This window comes from Pseudomonas sp. CJQ_9, assembly GCF_043106615.1.
GTDB classification, from domain to species: domain Bacteria; phylum Pseudomonadota; class Gammaproteobacteria; order Pseudomonadales; family Pseudomonadaceae; genus Aquipseudomonas; species Aquipseudomonas juntendi.
In genome coordinates, this window is sequence record NZ_JBICMS010000107.1 from 46,208 (window position 1) to 62,721 (window position 16,514).

At 60.0% G+C, this 16,514-nt stretch carries 16 protein-coding genes and 1 pseudogene; 12 read left to right on the forward strand and 5 right to left on the reverse strand.

Annotated elements, in window-relative coordinates; all coding sequences use genetic code 11:
* Positions 1–125: 125 nt before the first annotated feature.
* From ACF8SD_RS24165 to ACF8SD_RS24200, 8 genes and pseudogenes are all read left to right on the forward strand, one after another.
* Positions 126–245, forward strand: a pseudogene (locus ACF8SD_RS24165) (Fic family protein); the annotation flags it as partial.
* Between the two features lie 485 nt (positions 246–730).
* Complete coding sequence (locus tag ACF8SD_RS24170; RefSeq protein ID WP_392485061.1) at positions 731–958, forward strand: hypothetical protein; 228 nt, start codon at positions 731–733, stop codon at positions 956–958.
* Positions 959–1,413: 455 nt separating this feature from the next.
* Positions 1,414–1,878 carry a helix-turn-helix domain-containing protein gene (locus ACF8SD_RS24175; RefSeq protein ID WP_125854783.1) on the forward strand — a complete coding sequence of 155 codons (465 nt, stop codon included), beginning with the start codon at positions 1,414–1,416 and terminating at the stop codon, positions 1,876–1,878.
* A complete protein-coding gene (locus ACF8SD_RS24180) occupies positions 1,878–2,453 on the forward strand; it encodes a PIN domain-containing protein (RefSeq protein WP_173887527.1) in 576 nt (191 codons plus the stop codon). The genes ACF8SD_RS24175 and ACF8SD_RS24180 overlap by 1 nt, the downstream gene beginning before the upstream one ends.
* Before the next feature lie 756 nt (positions 2,454–3,209).
* A complete protein-coding gene (locus tag ACF8SD_RS24185; RefSeq protein WP_054903892.1) occupies positions 3,210–3,437 on the forward strand; it encodes a hypothetical protein in 228 nt (75 codons plus the stop codon).
* A gap of 305 nt (positions 3,438–3,742) precedes the next feature.
* Positions 3,743–4,198 carry a GFA family protein gene (locus ACF8SD_RS24190; RefSeq protein WP_392485064.1) on the forward strand — a complete coding sequence of 152 codons (456 nt, stop codon included), beginning with the start codon at positions 3,743–3,745 and terminating at the stop codon, positions 4,196–4,198.
* A 474-nt stretch (positions 4,199–4,672) separates the two neighbouring features.
* Positions 4,673–4,900, forward strand: coding sequence for a hypothetical protein (locus ACF8SD_RS24195; protein WP_392485065.1), 228 nt, complete (start codon positions 4,673–4,675; stop codon positions 4,898–4,900).
* Positions 4,901–5,300: 400 nt separating this feature from the next.
* Positions 5,301–5,999, forward strand: a complete 699-nt coding sequence (locus tag ACF8SD_RS24200) for a hypothetical protein (protein ID WP_392485067.1) — start codon at positions 5,301–5,303, stop codon at positions 5,997–5,999.
* Positions 6,000–6,046: 47 nt separating this feature from the next.
* On the opposite strand, the gene ACF8SD_RS24205 is transcribed toward ACF8SD_RS24200, so the two are convergent.
* Both ACF8SD_RS24205 and ACF8SD_RS24210 read right to left on the reverse strand, forming a co-directional pair.
* Positions 6,047–7,432: a GntP family permease gene (locus tag ACF8SD_RS24205; protein WP_392485069.1), complete on the reverse strand. Its 1,386-nt coding sequence runs from the start codon at positions 7,430–7,432 to the stop codon at positions 6,047–6,049.
* Positions 7,433–7,670: 238 nt separating this feature from the next.
* Positions 7,671–9,146 carry a PAS domain S-box protein gene (locus ACF8SD_RS24210; RefSeq protein ID WP_392485070.1) on the reverse strand — a complete coding sequence of 492 codons (1,476 nt, stop codon included), beginning with the start codon at positions 9,144–9,146 and terminating at the stop codon, positions 7,671–7,673.
* A 204-nt stretch (positions 9,147–9,350) separates the two neighbouring features.
* Between ACF8SD_RS24210 and ACF8SD_RS24215 the strand changes: the two genes are divergently transcribed.
* On the forward strand, positions 9,351–10,337 hold the full coding sequence (locus tag ACF8SD_RS24215) for a hypothetical protein (RefSeq protein WP_009686079.1): 987 nt from the start codon (positions 9,351–9,353) through the stop codon (positions 10,335–10,337).
* Positions 10,338–10,413: 76 nt separating this feature from the next.
* A complete protein-coding gene (locus ACF8SD_RS24220) occupies positions 10,414–10,593 on the forward strand; it encodes a CsbD family protein (RefSeq protein ID WP_029884902.1) in 180 nt (59 codons plus the stop codon).
* A 76-nt stretch (positions 10,594–10,669) separates the two neighbouring features.
* Here ACF8SD_RS24220 and ACF8SD_RS24225 read toward each other — a convergent pair whose 3' ends face one another.
* Positions 10,670–11,491 (reverse strand): amino acid ABC transporter permease, encoded by an 822-nt coding sequence (locus tag ACF8SD_RS24225; protein WP_029884901.1) that lies wholly within the window; start codon positions 11,489–11,491, stop codon positions 10,670–10,672.
* Positions 11,488–12,309, reverse strand: a complete 822-nt coding sequence (locus tag ACF8SD_RS24230) for an ABC transporter substrate-binding protein (protein WP_392485073.1) — start codon at positions 12,307–12,309, stop codon at positions 11,488–11,490. The genes ACF8SD_RS24225 and ACF8SD_RS24230 overlap by 4 nt, the downstream gene beginning before the upstream one ends.
* A gap of 118 nt (positions 12,310–12,427) precedes the next feature.
* Here ACF8SD_RS24230 and ACF8SD_RS24235 point away from each other — a divergent pair, with 118 nt between their 5' ends.
* Positions 12,428–13,312, forward strand: coding sequence for a homocysteine S-methyltransferase family protein (locus ACF8SD_RS24235; protein ID WP_392485077.1), 885 nt, complete (start codon positions 12,428–12,430; stop codon positions 13,310–13,312).
* A 164-nt stretch (positions 13,313–13,476) separates the two neighbouring features.
* Positions 13,477–15,450, forward strand: coding sequence for a choline BCCT transporter BetT (gene betT / locus ACF8SD_RS24240; protein WP_173887533.1), 1,974 nt, complete (start codon positions 13,477–13,479; stop codon positions 15,448–15,450).
* A gap of 6 nt (positions 15,451–15,456) precedes the next feature.
* Here the strand turns inward: betT and ACF8SD_RS24245 are convergent, their stop codons facing one another.
* A complete protein-coding gene (locus ACF8SD_RS24245; RefSeq protein WP_392485075.1) occupies positions 15,457–16,413 on the reverse strand; it encodes an arsenic resistance protein in 957 nt (318 codons plus the stop codon).
* Between the last annotated feature and the right edge of the window lie 101 nt (positions 16,414–16,514).

Sequence of the window (16,514 nt, forward strand, 5' to 3'; positions counted from 1 at the left end):
TTGACTTAATCTTGCAGAGGATTTGAGATAATGCTTTTCTTTGATATGCCCTTAGCCCAGTGTTTACGGGCATAAAAGCAAAAAAATTTGAGATAAAGCATTCGCCTCCTAGAGATAATTCCAAGATGCCTCAATTTTCTCACCACGATCTCCAGCTGTTGAACCCATCCTTTGACTCGCTCCTGGTCGACGTGCTAAACGAGCTTGAGTTCCTGCGTCGCCTGAGGCTAGAGGGCGATACCCCGCAATAGATCAAACCCACATTCATAACCCTGCCTCGCCCCTCGACCGACTATCTACCCACACATTTCCGCGATTTCTCCCACAGCAAACAGCCTTGATTTTAAGCCCCCGCAGCGCTACCTTCCCCCAGTCGCGGCCAATTCCGCGGCCGGGTTTGGCGACCCGAACGAAAAGGCGCATCGGCGCCCCCAACCACGATTGCAGGCGCTTTTTTTGCGTCCGCCGTTTCGTGTAATGGCGGCTGTGCGTGGGAGACCTTCGGGTCTGCCGAGTTCCTTTTCCTCGGTTCGCCAACCTGCGTACAGCTGCCACCCTAACCGTTTGGCGACGGTGAGGGCGGTGCTTCAATCGAAAAGGAAAGCATGCATGCACATTTCAAATCTATTCAGAATTCCCGCATTCGTTCCCCGCCATCGTTTCTCGAAGGCTTTCAGCGACATCACTGTCAATGCATCAGGCCTTAGCTCCCTCCACCAAGGGGTGCGCAATGTCTGACCAAGAACGCCTCTCCACCCTCCAAAGCTACGCCTGGACCCTCGAACTGCTAGGCGAAGCCTTGGTCCAGCACGACGAAATGCTGGAATGCGAACACAACCCGCGCCTGAGCTTTCGCAATACGGCCGGCATCCACCAGGCGATCCGGATCATCAGCCGGTTGACCAGCGAGCAGTGTGGCAAGGTAATGGAGCAAGCCGGGCGCGCCTCGACCGATTAGCAGAGTCATGGCTCGCTGGAGGGCGTCGTGGTCGTTTTCACGACCTCGGGCGCCCCGGCGAGAGAGTGCCGTAGCGTGCACATTGTTGATCCGGACGGTTCCACAGCGTCGAGCCTGATCAAGAAAGGCATGAACATGTGCGCGCGGGATCTCGGCACCAATGCTCAACAGTCGTTTCTTCCCGGCGGTGGTCATCGAGTGTTGCCTTGACCTAGTGGGGTCGCTGATGACCCGCCCTGTCCGTTGATTGGACCGCTTCAGGTCGCACTCTGGCCCTTCACCCTCAGCGGAACCACAGGCCTGAGGAAGCTGTGGGTACCAGCCACTAGCTCATGATCATGCTTGAGCCGGCGCCGAGCCTTGTTTCGTTTGTTGCGTTTCGTTTATTTCGATTATAAGATCTAAAACTGCCGTATGAGACGCCAGGAATTTCAAGTCGCTTTTGGAGACACATCATGACTACCGCCGATCTCGCTCGAAGCATCCTTCCAGATGAGAAAGCGATCGCCGCGGCTACTGAATCAAGCCGCCAGATCGCTGCTTTCGTTTCGACGAAACTGGATATTCAGCGTATTGAGCTGATTGATGAAGCCCAGCAACGCCAAGTCGTTGAGCTACCGACGTTCGCTCTTAGACTGCTCGGGGACATTCTTAACGAACTGGCTCTAGGTAACACCGTGAAAGTAGTGCCGGTTCACGCAGAACTGACTACTCAAGAAGCCGCCGACATGCTCAACGTGTCGCGTCCGCATCTTGTCAAGCTACTGGACGAGGGTCAGATACCACACACAAAAACCGGCAGCCACCGTCGTATCAAGTTCACCGATGTCATGGCGTTCAAGGCCGAACGTGACAGAGTGAGCCAAGCCGCCATGGAAGAACTGGCTGCGCAAGCCCAAGTGCTCAATATGGGGTATTAATGAGGCATTCCCCGTTCACTGTTATCTATGACGCCTGTGTGTTGTACCCAGCCCCTCTGCGTGATTTGCTGATGCACCTGGCCTTGACCGGCGCTTATCGAGCGCGCTGGTCCGTGCAAATTCATGATGAATGGACGCGAAATGTGCTGAAAAATCGTTCTGACCTGACTAAAGATCAGCTTGATCGCACTGTTGTAGCCATGAACCGGGCAGTACCTGATTGTCTTGTGAATGACTACGAGCCATTGATGCTAGGGCTTGACCTTCCTGACGAAGATGATCGGCATGTCTTGGCCGCTGCAATCAAATGCGGTGCATCGGTCATCGTCACATACAATCTCAAGGATTTCCCCGCTGAGATCTTAAAGCGCTTTGAGATCGAGGCTTTGCACCCCGATGTCTTTCTTTCTGACATATGGGACTTGGATCAAGCAGCCGTGCTCGAGGCAGTCCAAAAGCAGCGCGCCTCTTTGAAAAATCCTAGGTACACGTCTCGCGAGCTACTGGATATCCTGCTTAAGCAACGTCTCCCGGAAATCGTCAAGCACCTTTCCAGCTACGAGCTGTTGATTTGATCGTGCTCCCTTGCGTTGGTGGACAATGGGTCATAGAACTAGTGTTTGGTCCAGACATGGTGCCGCAAAGCTCAAGGACTTGGCCCTCGCGATGTGCCTCGCAGAAGAGCCCATATCATGCGGACTCTTGCCTCGATGATTCGCGGTGTTCCACTTAAAATTGTGTAATTTTCAAGATAATCATTGCCTGGTGATTCTGTTAAACCTGATATGCGGCTTATAAATCAACTTTTACTAGATAATAGCTTCGCTATTTAGAGCTTTTTTATATCTCGCAGTTTTCTCACTTGTCTTTTGTGTAATTTTCTCGACCAATTTCTGACATTTCCCGTAGACTTTTCCTACAAAGATCAATCTTGCACCGTCGACAGCTGTGAGGCTAAATTTCCTGGTCACGAAAAAACCGTGACCGGGCGTAGGAACCCGTTGGTAAACTTGGCGTACGCACTCGGCGCCGCTGCACCACAGCTGGCGCTTTTTTGTGCTTGCCGTGCTGTGTCATGGCGGCTGTGTGCGGGCAGGCTTCGGCCTGGCCGGGTTTCCAAGTTTCCCGGTATTCCTACCCCGCACACAGCTGCCACCCAATCCCGTAGGAAGGATCGTGGTAGCTCCAATCAAAACTTGGAGCTTCATGCATGTTTATCTCAAGCCTGATCTGGATCCTCGCATCCGTTCCCCTCCGTCATTCATTTGCTGCTCTGCGTGACCTCGCGGATAGCAATGCCGGCTGTGTCTCAACCCGTTCAGAGGTGCGCCATGTCTGACCAAGAACGCCTCTCCACCCTCCAAAGCTACGCCTGGACCCTCGAACTGCTAGGCGAAGCCTTGGTCCAGCACGACGAAATGCTGGAATGCGAACACAACCCGCGCCTGAGCTTTCGCAATACGGCCGGCATCCACCAGGCGATCCGGATCATCAGCCGGTTGGCCAGCGAGCAGTGTGGCAAGGTAATGGAGCAAGCCGGGCGCGCCTCGACCGATTAGCAGAGTCATGGCTTGCTGGAGAGCGTCGTGGTCGTTTTCACGACCTCGGCAGCCCCGGCGAGAGAGAGTCGTAGCGTGCACATCGTCGATCCGGACGTTTCCACAGCGTCGAGTCTCGTCAAGTCAGGCATGAACACCTGCTTTGCGCTTGCTGTCGCGGCCACAGGATTTTCGATCCATACCGCCTGCGTGGTGAGGCAGGGCGACAAATGGAATTCGTAGTACGCTCCAATGACTAGGTATTTCCAATACATCTGGCTTGTTCCCTGAATCGCCAGGTTTGCCTTTCAAACGGGAGAAACGCCATGACGGATGAAAACAACGATAACCGCCCTGTCTACCAAGCAGCGTGCCATTGCGGCACCGTGCGTTTCTCACTGCGGTTAACCGATGGTCTGCGCACCGCACGCAGGTGCAACTGCTCGCTGTGCCGGATGCGCGGGGCGGTGGCGGTGTCGGTCAATCTGGGCGATATCACGGTCACCCAAGGTGAAGAGGCCCTGACGCTCTACCAGTTCCACACCCGGGAAGCCAAGCACTACTTCTGCTCGAAATGCGGCATCTACACCTTCCACCAGCGGCGGTCCTCGCCGGACCAGTATGGGGTGAACGTTGCGTGTATCGACGGGATGAGCCCGTTCGATTTTGCAGAGGTGGCGGTCAGTGAAGGGCGTGTTCATCCCAAGGATCGGGTGGGTGGTGGCGCCGAGGTTGCGGGGTGGGTGCGGTATGCAGCTAACCCGCCCAGTGATCACGGCTGAGGGATGGTCGCTTGCTCTGCGTGTTGCCTATCGCAGGGCGCTCTCCTACGGCGCGCGTGCCCATTTCGTACCTGTAGAAACTTGCGAAAACCATCACCCGGGAATAAAGTCCCCCCGTCGCCGAAGCATCGGCGATGCGACCTTGGCCGGTCGGAATCGGAAGGCGCATCAGCGCCCAATCATCATCGCAGGCGCTTTTTTGTGCTTGCGATGGCGCGTTATGGCGGTGGTGCGCGGGACACCTTCGGGTGTGCCGGGCTCCTTTCGTCCCGGTCGGCCAACCCGCGTACTGCTGCCACCTTGACTTGCTTGGCCGCGAGCGGTGGCAGTTCCATAACGAAAGGAACTCATGCATGACCACCGTAAATCCGTCGCAGATCCGCGTATCCGTTCCCCGCCGTCGTTTATCCACGGGCCTCAGTAATCTAGCTGCCGCCAGGCCAAGCTTCATCTCCGGCTCTCTGGAGGTGCGCCATGCCTGATCATGAACGCCTGTCTACCCTCCAAAGCTACGCCTGGACGCTCGAACTGTTAGGCGAGGCCTTGGTCCAGCATGATGAAATGCTGGAGTGCGAACACAACCCACGCCTGAGCTTTCGCAATACTGCCGGCATCCACCAGGCGATTCGGATCATCAGTCGTTTGGCCAGTGAGCAGTGTGGCAAGGTGATGGAGCAAGCCGAGCGCACGCCGGCTGACTAGCGGGGGGCATGGCTCGTTGGCGAGCATGGGCATCGCCCATGCTCGCGTGAGCCTTTGAGATCTGACTTGCGCCTAAACCGGACAGGGGTAGGTTTTCAAACATCCCTGGCAGGCCTTACACAGGTCCAGCCCAGCCCGTGCAAGCCAGCTCGAACAGCTCCAGACTCACGCCATAGCGGGTAATGAACTGCGAGTCCGAGGCTGGCAGTGGGGCCGCTTTGCGGCCCATCGCGACGCAAGCCCGCTCCTGCAGGGTGAGGTGGCGACGCAAGGGAATAGCAAATGGCTCAAGTTGAGTGGAACGCTGGCGCCGCTCTCGGGCATGGTAATCAGGCAAGGCGCGGTGCCAGCACTTTGCAGTAACCATTCACTGGCCAATGCCAACTGCCGAGGATTTTGCATGGATCAGAACAGAGACAGCCTGAAAACAACCAACCCTATCGCCGGGCTGCCGGGGGCAGTATTCGAGAAAGCCTGGGAGGTGCGTTGGGCCCTGAAACTCACCTACGTGTGCCTGTTCATGGATATGGCTTTCATGACAGCCCTGGGGACCACTCTGCTGGATTTCTCGGGGGACATGGCTACGGTCTGGGGGAATATCGGGCGGATCTTTGTGAGTGTCGTGGTGTTTTGCCTGGCCGTGTCGGTGTGCGTTCCAGTGCTTGCGCAGGTCGCGGCCATGCTTGGTTCCTATATCCCTTGGCACTGGCTACAGAGCCGGCGCGATTACTCCCTGCTGCACAATCACGTGACCTACAGCGCCTTGAAAGAGCACAGCCTTCGTGAAGGCAATGAGTTCCTGTTCAACTACTGGCGCAGCAAGAGCCAGCAACGGGAGGTGTGGCGTCAGCAGCGCTACCAGGCCGGTGTACTGGTATTCGGGCTGGTGGTGATGGCCATTGCCAACGCCAATGTCGGGGCGCATTACCAGTTGCCTGGCTTGATGCATCAGGTCACCGCGCTGATTGGCTGGGAGGGCTATCTGGTGCTGGGGGGTATTACGCTCTGCCTGTTGCACTGGGCGTGGTGGGCTGCGGATGAGATTGGCCAGATCTACTACCCGCCCTTGGCAGAAAAGCTGAGGGAGCGCGACTACTGACCCCGCGGCATGTGAGCCAGCAAAACTGGCTCACCCGCTCATCCGGCTCAGCCCACCGTAACCGCCGCATTCAGCACCAACACCACGACCAACCCCACCACCGCCACGATCGACTGCACCACCGAGATGGTCTTGGTCGCTTCCCCCATGGTCATCCCAAACGACTCTTTCACCATCCAGAAACCGGCATGGTTGGCGTAATTGAAGAACAGTGAACCGCAGCCGATGGACAGGGCCAGCAAGGGCAGGTTCAGGCTGGGGTCAGCACCTGCCAAGGGGGCCAGCAGGCCGGCAGCGCCGACGATGCCAACGGTGGCCGAGCCGGTAGACACCGACAGCAGCATGGCGATCAGCCACCCCAGAATCAACGGCGGGAAAGCCGATTGCTGGGTCAGGTGCACGATGGCATCGCCAACCTTGGCGCTGGTCAGCATCTCCTGGAAAGCGCCGCCGCCGGCAATGATCATGATAATCGAGGCAATCGGCTTCAGGCTTTTGCCCAGCGCATCGCGCAACTGCTCGGCGTTGCCACCGCGCGCCAGTACCAGGCTGAAGCCTGCGAACAGCACGCCCAGCAGCATGGCGATCAGTGGGTTGCCAAGGAAGCTGGCCAATTCCAGCAGCGCATTGCCCTTGGGCAGCAGCATTTCGGCAACGGCGTGCACCAGCATCAGGATCGCTGGCAGCAGCGCGGCCAGCATGCCGATCAATACACCGGGGCGGGGTTGGCCGTCGGCCTGCTCAGCCAGGGTGAACTGGTCCAGCAGTGCTTGATCGGGGCGGGTGCTCATGCGCCGGGAAATGAACATGCCGTACAACGGGCCGCCCAGGATCATGGCTGGGATCGCGGCAAGGAAGCCGTAAAGCATGGTCGGCCCGACCGAGGTCTTGAGCACGGCAATGGCGGTCAGTGGGCCAGGGTGCGGAGGGACCATGCCATGCATGGCCGCCAAGGCGGAAATCACCGGCACCCCCACGTACACATAGGCAGAGCCCTTGAAGCGCGCCTTGCCCTCCAGTTTGCGTGCCACGCTGAAAATCAACGGCAGCATGATCACCAGGCCCACCTCGAAGAACATCGGGATGCCGATGACGAAGGCCACCAGCATCATCGCCCAGGGGATCAGGCGGTCGGGCGTGCGTTTGAGGATGATATCGGCGACCTGTTCGGTAACGCCAGCATCCGCCAGGATCTTGCCCAGCATGGCGCCAAGGGCAATCACCACCCCGACCGCACCCAGTGTCTTGCCGGCACCGGTGAGCAGGTGCGAAACGATACTGCCGGGTTGCATATGGGTCGCGAAGCCCACGCCAATGGACACCACCAGCAACGCCAGAAGCGGGTGCATCTTCAGGCGCGACACGATCAGCGCCACCAGCACCAGGACACTGACCAAGGCGGTCAGCAACAGCTGAATATCTAAGGGAGTCATGCAAGGAGTCTCGGTTGGGCAGGCGCGTCAGCGGCAAACAGAAGGTGCAGGCAGGGCAAACAATTGTGCGGGCTGGCCAGCATGCAAAGGCATCGGAACGGGGAGTGCGGTCATGGAACGATTCACCTTGTTATTTGGTCATCTATATGAATCTGACCAGAGTATTTGCGGTCAACCGGGATACTGTCAAGGGTGGGCTATGGCAGCTGCGGCGCCGAGCCCAGCCGCGATCAACCCATCAGGTGCTGAACAAACGCCGTTCCCGCGCCCACACGATCGCTTCACTGCGGCTGTGCACATCAAGCTTGGAATAAACCGTTGCCACGTGGTTGCGCACCGTGTTCAGCGCCAGGTTCAGGCGCGCCGCAATCTCCTTGTCGGCCAGCCCTTCGCAGATAAGCGCCAGTACATCCCGCTCGCGGCGGGTAAGTTCGGTGAACGAGGGGTCGGGCAACCGGCCGGTGTTGATGCGTTTGGCATTGGCCAGCTTTTCGATCAAGGTCTGGCTGAACCATGATGCATCCTGCATGACGGTCTCGATCGCCTCGACCAGTTCCAACTCCGAGCGCTTGCGCTCGGTGATGTCCATCAGCACCAGCAGGTAGCACGGGGTGTCCAGCAGGCTCACGGTGTCGGCTTGCAGCATGCAGTCGAGCGGGTCGTCACCTTTCTTGCGCAGCTTCACATCCAGCGCCTCGATACGCCCGCTCTTTTCCAGCGCATCGAACACCTGCGCTGCCACCGCGCAGTCGGCAAAGAAGTCGATTTCGGCCACGGTTTTCCCGATCAGCTCCTGGGCGGTGTAGCCCAGGCTGTCGAGGAACGCTTCGTTGGCATCGATCAGTTGCTGCTTGTCGGCGCTGCACAGCAAGGTCGGCACCGGGCTCAGGCGAAACGCCTTGGCAAAGCGCTCTTCGCTCTGGCGCAGGGCGTTCTCCGCCTTGCGCCGGGGCTCCAGGTCGGTGAACGAAAACAGCATGCAATCCTCTTCGTGCATGTCCAGCGGCTGCCCTGCCACGATCACCAGCTTGGTGCCGCCTTCTGGCAAGCGCAGCTCGGCCTGCATCTGCGGGATGGTCGCGCCTTCTATCAGGCGCTCGATCGCCAACTCCTTGCGCTCGGCGTTTTCCAGCACGTCCACTTCATACACCGAGCGGCCAATGACGTTTTCCCGCACATGCCCGGTCATTTCCAGAAAGCCCTGGTTCACCTTGATGAACCGCAAGTCGCTGAGGCGGCAGATAACGGCTGGGGCAGGGTTGGCGTTGAAGGTTTTTTCAAAGCGCTGCTCTGCGCTGGCCCACTCGGTAGCGTCGGTCAGTATCAGCACCAACGATTCGGCCTCGCCCTTGCTGTCTTCCAGCACCATGCTGCGAACACGGTGTACCCGGCTGCGCGCCTCCTCATCGCCAACCGGCGAAACCTCGACCACGACATCGCTGAACACTTGCCCCGCCGCCACGCGGGCAATGGGGTACTGGTCGGCTTCCAGTGGATGGTTGTTGCGGTAGCGCAGGGCAAAGCGCTGGCGATAACCCTCGGCGTCCCCGCCCAGCTGCTCCAGGCTGTCGACCCCGTGCATGCGCAGGGCGGCTTCGTTGGCCCAGATGATCGTCTGGTCCACTTCCAGCAGCATCACGCCATCCGAAAGCCCGGCAATTATCTGCTGCAGCTGGCGGCGGTTGGTTTCACGGGCAAGCACGGCGTCGCTCATGGGCGTCCCCCGGTCGGTAGTGGCTGGTGTGGTGACTGGCGTTGAGCATAAACGCAGCAGGCACCGGCAGATTGGTGCCAATGCACTAGTGCGGGTGGGGCAGATGCATCAATACACCCTTGCATGGGACCCGCAAACTGGCCATGACGTTGCATCAGGCACCCGTGGCCGGTGCAGCCAGTTCCCATTGACGAGGATGCATAGATGACTGAAGCCTATGTAAGCACCCCGGCAAATGCCGTGAGCCCGCTGCGGGTGTCGTGGAGTGCAGTTTTCGCCGGGGGGGCCATTGCCTTGGCTACCTACCTGGTACTCAGTGTGCTGGGCACCGCCATCGGGGCCGGGGCCGTTGACGCGATGGCCGATGGCAACCCGCTGCGTGGTTTTGGCACCGGTGCGGGGGTGTGGTTGTTCGTCAGCACCCTGGTTTCGGTCGCCGCCGGTGCCTGGGTTGCCGGCCGCACGGCGCCGGGCCGCGGTGGCCTGCATGGCCTGTTGAGCTGGACGGTGACCACATTGCTGGCGACCTGGCTGCTGGCTTCGCTGGCCGGGGGCGTGGTCGGCACTGCCGGCAATATTGCCGGTAAAGGCCTGTCGCTTGCCGCGGATGGTGTGGCTGCCGCCGCACCGGCAGTCGGCCAAGGCATCAAAGAGCGCCTGGGTAAGCAGGGCATTTCGCTCGACTGGGACAGCCTGGAAGCGGAGCTGAACAAGACCCTGCAGCAGTCCGGCAAGGCCGAACTGAACCCGTCGAACCTGGAGCAGCAGGCCGATCAGGCGCAGGCGCAGGGTGAGTCGGCGGGCCGTATTGCCGCCGAGGACCCGACCCAGGCCGTTGACCAGCTCAAGCAATGGTTCGACCGGGTACGCAAGGCCGGTGAGCCTGCGCTGAGCGCGGCAGACAAGCAGGCCCTGGTCAACATCGTGGCGGCGCGCACAGGCAAGAGCCAGCAGGAGGCCCAGCAGATCGTCGATAACTATGCCCGTGCCTACCAGCAAGCCGCCGAGCAGGTGCAAGTGCTGAAAGACCAGGCAGAGCAACAGGCGCGTGAAGCTGCCCAGGTAGCGGCCAGCAACGTGTCCAAAGCCGCCTGGGGCACGCTGGTAACCCTGCTGCTTGGCGCTGCCTTGAGCGTTGTGGCAGGCCGCTTCGCCCTGTCCTCACGCAAGACCCGAGTCGTGAATGTGTGATCACCCGCCCAGGTCTGCCCGTTTCACTGGTGTAACCCCAACCCACATGTACTGATGTCGTTGAAGGAGAAAAACCATGAGCAGCACGTCTGACAAAGTCAAAGGCATGGCCAACGAAGTGGTTGGCAAGGTCAAGCAAGCCGTCGGTAAAGCGACTGGCAATACCGAGCTGGAGGTAAAGGGCAAGGTGCAGGAGAAAAAGGGTGAAGCCCAACAAGTGGTGGGCGATGTGAAGGACGCCGTCAGCAAGGACTAGCCGACTGTCGCCCCACCCACCAGCGGTCGCCTTCGGGCGACCGTTCTTGCATGTGCCCGCTGCGCCCAGGCATTGCTCAGCGCTGGTACGCCTTGCCGAAGTGCCGTTCCAGGCGCGCTTGCACCAGCTCCAGCAGAATCGACAGTACCCAGTAGATGATTGCCGCGGTAGTCAGCATTTCCAGGTAACGGTAGCTGGAGCGCCCGTACGACTGGGCCAGGAACATCACTTCCCACACCCCCATCACCGAAATCAGCGATGAATCCTTGAGCATCGAGATGAACTGGTTGGCCGTGGGCGGAATGATCACCCGCATGGCCTGGGGCAGCACGATGTAGCAGAACGTCTGCGGCGGGCGCATGCCCAGCGCCAGCGCCGCTTCGCGCTGGCCACGCGCCACGCCGAGAATGCCGGCGCGGAAGATTTCACTGAGGTAGGCGCCGTAGTTCAGCGACAACGCAATGATGCCTGCGCTGATTGCGCCGGGCACCAGGCCGACCTGTGGCAGGCCCAGGTAAATCAGCAGAATCTGGATAAGCAGCGGCGTACCGCGGAAGAACGAGGTGTAGAAACTGGCGATACCGACCAGCACCGCACTGCCGGACAAGCGCGCCAGGGCTGCGGCAAAGCCCAGCAGCACCGAGACCACCATTGAGCACAGGCACAGGAACAAGGTCAGCGCTGCGCCTTGCAAAAAGCCGTTTGGGCCCAGTTTGAAGCCGGCGAGGTTGGGAAACTTCTCCACAATGATCGCGAACTTCAGGTCGAAGCTGAGGAAGAACGCCACGAACAGACCGAACAGCGCCAGCCAGGTCAGCAGCAGCCGGGTGCGAAAGCCGAACAGGCTGGCGCCCGTGGCTTTGGCCGCGGGCTTGGGGGAAGAAGGGAAGGTGCTCATTTGCTGATGTCGGCGCCAATCCATTTCTGCGACAGCTTGGCCAGCGTGCCATCGGCTTTCAGTTCGGTAAACACCTGGCGCACCTTGGCATCCCATTCAGGGTCGCCTTTTTCGATGGCCACCGAGTTGGGCTCTTCATACAGTGGGGCACCGGCCAGCTTGAAGCGCTTGTCCTGGGTCAGGCGCGGCTGCGCGGTCACCAGGTTGGTAAGAATGGCATCCAGACGCACGCCCGCGCCCAGGCCCAGGTCCTGGAAAGCGACGTTGTCGGTGTCGTAAGGCGCAATCTGCACAAAGTCGAAGGGGTAGTCGATCTTCTGGTCTTCCTTGCCTTCGATCACCAGGTTCTTGTTCAGGTAGCTCTCGTAGCTGGAGGCGCTGGTCAAGCCTACCTTGCGCCCATCCAGGTCCTTGGCCCCATGAATGCGCTCATCCTTGGCATTGACCACGATCACCGCCGGCGATGCGTAGTATTCCACCGGGAAGTCGAACACTTCGGCGCGGGCTTTGCTGGGCGTCATCGAGCAGATGCAGATGTCGTAGCGGCCGCTCCAGCGGCCGGCGGCGATCACGTCCCACGACGGGGTTTCCAGGCGCAGCTTCACGCCAAGCTTGTCGGCCACAGCCTTGGCCACATCCACGTCGAAGCCGTCGAGTTGGTTCTGATCATTGAGGAAGGAGAACGGCGGGTAGCTCTCCATCAACACGTTGACCATTTCCTTGCGCGATTCAACCCGCTCCAGCGTGGTGCCTGCCAGGGCCTGGGACGCAGTGGCGAGCAACACGAGGCCCGCGCCGAGCACAGTAGAAAAGCGCATGTACATACCTGAAAAGTTTGCCAAAAAAGAGAAAGTGTATTTAATAGTTATAAACCTTTCTCTCATAATGAATTTTATTCATAAGTACCTTCAGAGTAGTTATATGACACAGCGCGCGATGGTTATTCTCGACGGGGGCATGGGCCGTGAACTGCAGCGCAGCGGCGCACCGTTTCGTCAGCCCGAATGGTCGGCGCTGGCGCTGACAGAAGCGCCGGAGGCCGTGTTAGGTGTGCATGCGGCGTTCATTGCCGCGGGTGCCCAGGTCATTACCAGCAATAGCTATGCGGTCGTGCCGTTCCACATTGGCGAGCAACGGTTTGCTGCAGAAGGCCAGCGGTTGGCCAATACCGCCGGCCAGCTGGCGCGTCATGCGGCCGATAATGCTGCGCACCCGGTCAAGGTAGCGGGTTCGCTGCCACCGCTGTTCGGCTCTTACCGCCCTGACCTGTTCCAGCCTGAGCGGGTCGAAGAAGTATTGAAGCCGCTGCTCGCCGGCCTGGCGCCACACGTTGATCTGTGGCTGGCCGAAACCCAAAGCGCCATCGCCGAAGTACGTGCCATCCATGCGCACCTGCCCAAAGACGGCCGCCCGTTCTGGGTGTCGTTCACTTTGCAGGACGAGGACGTGGATACAGTGCCGCGCCTGCGTTCCGGTGAGCCGGTGGCTGATGCCGTGCAAGCGGTAGTCGGACTGGGCGCCGCAGCGGTGCTGTTCAACTGCAGCCAGCCGGAAGTAATCGGCGCGGCCATTGACGTCGCCCGTGCCGTTATCGGCCAGCAAGGCGCAGAGGTGGCCATCGGTGCCTACGCCAACGCTTTCCCTCCGCAGCCCAAAGAGGCTACCGCCAACGACGGGCTGGACGAGTTGCGCGAAGACCTGGACCCACCGGGCTACCTCGCCTGGGCCAAGGACTGGCGTGAACGCGGCGCCAGCATGGTGGGCGGCTGCTGCGGCATTGGCCCAGAGCACATTACCGAGCTAAAGCGTAACCTCGGCTGACAGATTCAAAGCCTTCTGTACGGCAAGCGAAGCGGTTAAGTTTTGGAATTGCTGGAACTGACGGTAAGGTTTCAGCATCTTCCATGCATCATGCGCCACGGGTAGTCGTGTTTTGGCTGCCCAACCATGGAGCGCAGCGCTGAACGCCAGAAGGAGTAACGCCTATGCCTGAAGAACAACAACGCAGGAGCACCATCAACCCACCCGTCTTTTACACCAGTGCGGTGCTGGTGCTGTTATTGGTGTTGTACGCCACCCTGTTCCAGGCGCATGCGCAAAGCGTCTTCGAGCAGGTTCAACAATGGATTGTCACCAATGCAGCCTGGTTCTACATCCTCACCGTTGCACTGGTGCTCATCAGCGTTGTCTTCCTGGCCGTAAGCCGCTATGGCGACATCAAGCTGGGCCCGGACCATAGCGAGCCCGACTACCCCAACAAAAGCTGGTTCGCCATGCTGTTCTCTGCCGGTATGGGCATCGGCTTGATGTTCTTCGGTGTAGCCGAACCGGTGATGCACTTCATCAACCCGCCGGTGGGTGACCCCAATACCGTCGCCGCCGCCCGCGAAGCCATGAACATCACCTTCTTCCACTGGGGCCTGCATGCCTGGGCGATCTACGCCATCGTGGCGTTGATCCTGGCCTACTTCAGTTTCCGCAACGGGCTGCCGCTTACCCTGCGCTCGGCGCTGTACCCCTTGATCGGCGAGCGTATCTACGGCCCTATCGGCCATGCAGTGGACATCTTCGCCATCCTGGGCACGGTATTTGGCGTCGCCACCTCGCTGGGCTACGGTGTGCTGCAGATCAACAGTGGGCTGAACCAGTTGTTCGGCCTTCCGATCAGCACCACCGTGCAGGTCATCCTGATCGCCGTTACCTGCGCACTGGCCACGCTGTCGGTGGCCAGCGGCCTGGACAAGGGCATCCGTATCCTGTCGGAGCTCAACCTGGGCCTTGCCGTGCTTCTGATGGTCTTCGTGCTGGCTTTAGGCCCTACGGTGTTCCTGCTGCAAGCCTACGTGCAGAACACAGGTGCCTACCTGTCCGACATCGTCAACAAGACGTTCAACCTGTTTGCCTACGAACCCACCGACTGGATTGGCGGCTGGACCTTGCTCTACTGGGGTTGGTGGTTGTCCTGGTCGCCGTTCGTGGGGCTGTTCATTGCCCGCATTTCGCGTGGCCGCACCATTCGCGAGTTCGTTTGCGGCGTGTTATTCGTGCCGGCCGGGTTCACCTTGCTGTGGATGACGGTGTTTGGCGATTCGGCCATTCACATGATCCTGCACGGCGGCATCAAGGACCTGGCCGCGGTGGTCGACCAGGACAGCTCGCTGGCGTTGTTCGCGTTCCTTGAGCACTTCCCCTGGTCGACAGCCATTTCGATGGTGGCGGTGCTGATGGTCGTGGTGTTTTTCGTCACCTCGGCCGACTCGGGCGCCTTGGTGGTGGATATGCTGGCTTCGTCCGGCAGGGGTCAGTCACCACTCTGGCAGCGCGTGTTCTGGTCCGTCAGCATGGGCGCGGTGGCCATTGCCCTGCTGCTGGCCAACGGCCTGAAAGCACTGCAGGCGGCCACGATTGCCAGCGCGTTGCCGTTCGCGATCATCCTGCTGTTCTCCATCTGGGGGTTGTTCAAGGCCCTGGGGCTCGACGCCACACGGCGTGGGCTGCGCACCCAGGCATTGCCAGGCCAGCGGCAGGGCCGTCAGAACCACGGCGGCTGGCAGCGCCGCTTGCGCAACATCGCCATGATGCCGCGCAGGGCGCACGTTACCCGCTTCATCGCCGACGTGGTCAAGCCCGCATGCGAGGAAGTGGCCCAGGAACTGCGCAAACAGGGCTATGAGGTGACCGTGGACGAGCGTGACGACGGCCGCATCACGCTCGAGCTTTCCCATGCCGGTGAAGGGCGCTTCAAGTACGAGGTACGCCCCCGGGCATTCAATACGCCGAGCTTCGTCATGCGCGACGCCGATGACAACAGCGATGCGCGCAAATACTTCCGGGCAGAGGTGTACCTGCGCGAAGGCGGGCAGGACTACGATGTCATGGGCTGGAGCCGCGAGGATGTGATCGGCGACATCCTCGACCAGTACGAGCGCCACCTGCATTACCTGCACGTGGTGAGCTGATGCCGTTTACGTGCGGGCGATCGCCGGAATCGCCCGCACGTAGACCAGCTCGCAGATCAGCTCGACCAATGTCTGGGTAATCACCGCCGCGGCCGCCAGCGTGCGCCACTGCTCTGGCAAGGCAAGCGCCAACGGCAGTACCACCAGCGAATTTCGCGTCGCCGCACTGAACATCACGGCGCGCTTCTGTTGTGCCGGCAAGCCCAGCAGCCTCGCTGTTGCCCAGCCGATGGCCGGTGCCACCAGCGCAAAGCCCAGGTAAACCGGCACTACTGGCAACAGTTGCGGCAGGTCGTGCAACACGACCCGGATCTGTGAAGCGATCACCACGAACAGCACCAGCGCCATCGCCGGTACGGGCATCCAGGCCCAGGCATCGTTCCACCGGCTCACCCCCCGCCACTTGCCGACCAGGGCACTGGTCCACACGGCCAAGGCCAACGGCACGACGATCATCGCTACGAACGCCTGTACGAAAGGCCCTATCACCAGGTTCAACGGCTGGCCATCGTCGAGCATGAGCGCCAGGTAAAACGGCAACAGCAGCAGTTGCAGCAGCAACAGCACGGGCGTGGCGGCCAGCATGAGCCGCGCATCGCCTTTGCCCATGTGTGTAAACACCACCACGTAGTCGATGCAGGGTGCCAGCAGTACCAGCAAGGCGCCTGCCAACAATGCCGGCTGGCCCGTCAGCCCGCGGGTCAGGGCCCACACCAGCAAGGGCACCAGCACGAAATTGGCCAACAGCAAGGCAACCATGAACCGTCGATTGGCCAGGCTCGCGCGCAGGTCCAGAAAGGGTATCTGCAAGAACATGGCATACATCAGCACGGCGATGGCGGGTGTGATCAGCACTTCCAGCACTGAAGCACCCCCACTGGTGAAAAGGCCGAAAGCGCAGGCCGCCAGCACGGTGGCGAAATAGATCAGCGTTTGCCGGGTTTCGAGTTGGTCTCTGGTCAAGAAATTACCTGCTGAAAAATGGCAGCGCTGCGCCGCAAGCCGTGTGAAATCCGGCCCAAAAAAAACCGGCATTGCGCCTAATGCCAGTCAGTTAAGTAACT

Excerpts from the sequence above, each read along its gene's own strand:
- ACF8SD_RS24170 (WP_392485061.1), top strand. The coding sequence starts at position 731 with ATGTCTGACCAAGAACGCCTCTCCACCCTCCAAAGCTACGCCTGGACC.
- ACF8SD_RS24175 (WP_125854783.1), top strand. The coding sequence starts at position 1,414 with ATGACTACCGCCGATCTCGCTCGAAGCATCCTTCCAGATGAGAAAGCG.
- ACF8SD_RS24180 (WP_173887527.1), top strand. The coding sequence starts at position 1,878 with ATGAGGCATTCCCCGTTCACTGTTATCTATGACGCCTGTGTGTTGTAC.
- ACF8SD_RS24185 (WP_054903892.1), top strand. The coding sequence starts at position 3,210 with ATGTCTGACCAAGAACGCCTCTCCACCCTCCAAAGCTACGCCTGGACC.
- ACF8SD_RS24190 (WP_392485064.1), top strand. The coding sequence starts at position 3,743 with ATGACGGATGAAAACAACGATAACCGCCCTGTCTACCAAGCAGCGTGC.
- ACF8SD_RS24195 (WP_392485065.1), top strand. The coding sequence starts at position 4,673 with ATGCCTGATCATGAACGCCTGTCTACCCTCCAAAGCTACGCCTGGACG.
- ACF8SD_RS24200 (WP_392485067.1), top strand. The coding sequence starts at position 5,301 with ATGGATCAGAACAGAGACAGCCTGAAAACAACCAACCCTATCGCCGGG.
- ACF8SD_RS24205 (WP_392485069.1), bottom strand. The coding sequence starts at position 7,432 with ATGACTCCCTTAGATATTCAGCTGTTGCTGACCGCCTTGGTCAGTGTC.
- ACF8SD_RS24210 (WP_392485070.1), bottom strand. The coding sequence starts at position 9,146 with ATGAGCGACGCCGTGCTTGCCCGTGAAACCAACCGCCGCCAGCTGCAG.
- ACF8SD_RS24215 (WP_009686079.1), top strand. The coding sequence starts at position 9,351 with ATGACTGAAGCCTATGTAAGCACCCCGGCAAATGCCGTGAGCCCGCTG.
- ACF8SD_RS24220 (WP_029884902.1), top strand. The coding sequence starts at position 10,414 with ATGAGCAGCACGTCTGACAAAGTCAAAGGCATGGCCAACGAAGTGGTT.
- ACF8SD_RS24225 (WP_029884901.1), bottom strand. The coding sequence starts at position 11,491 with ATGAGCACCTTCCCTTCTTCCCCCAAGCCCGCGGCCAAAGCCACGGGC.
- ACF8SD_RS24230 (WP_392485073.1), bottom strand. The coding sequence starts at position 12,309 with ATGCGCTTTTCTACTGTGCTCGGCGCGGGCCTCGTGTTGCTCGCCACT.
- ACF8SD_RS24235 (WP_392485077.1), top strand. The coding sequence starts at position 12,428 with ATGGTTATTCTCGACGGGGGCATGGGCCGTGAACTGCAGCGCAGCGGC.
- betT (WP_173887533.1), top strand. The coding sequence starts at position 13,477 with ATGCCTGAAGAACAACAACGCAGGAGCACCATCAACCCACCCGTCTTT.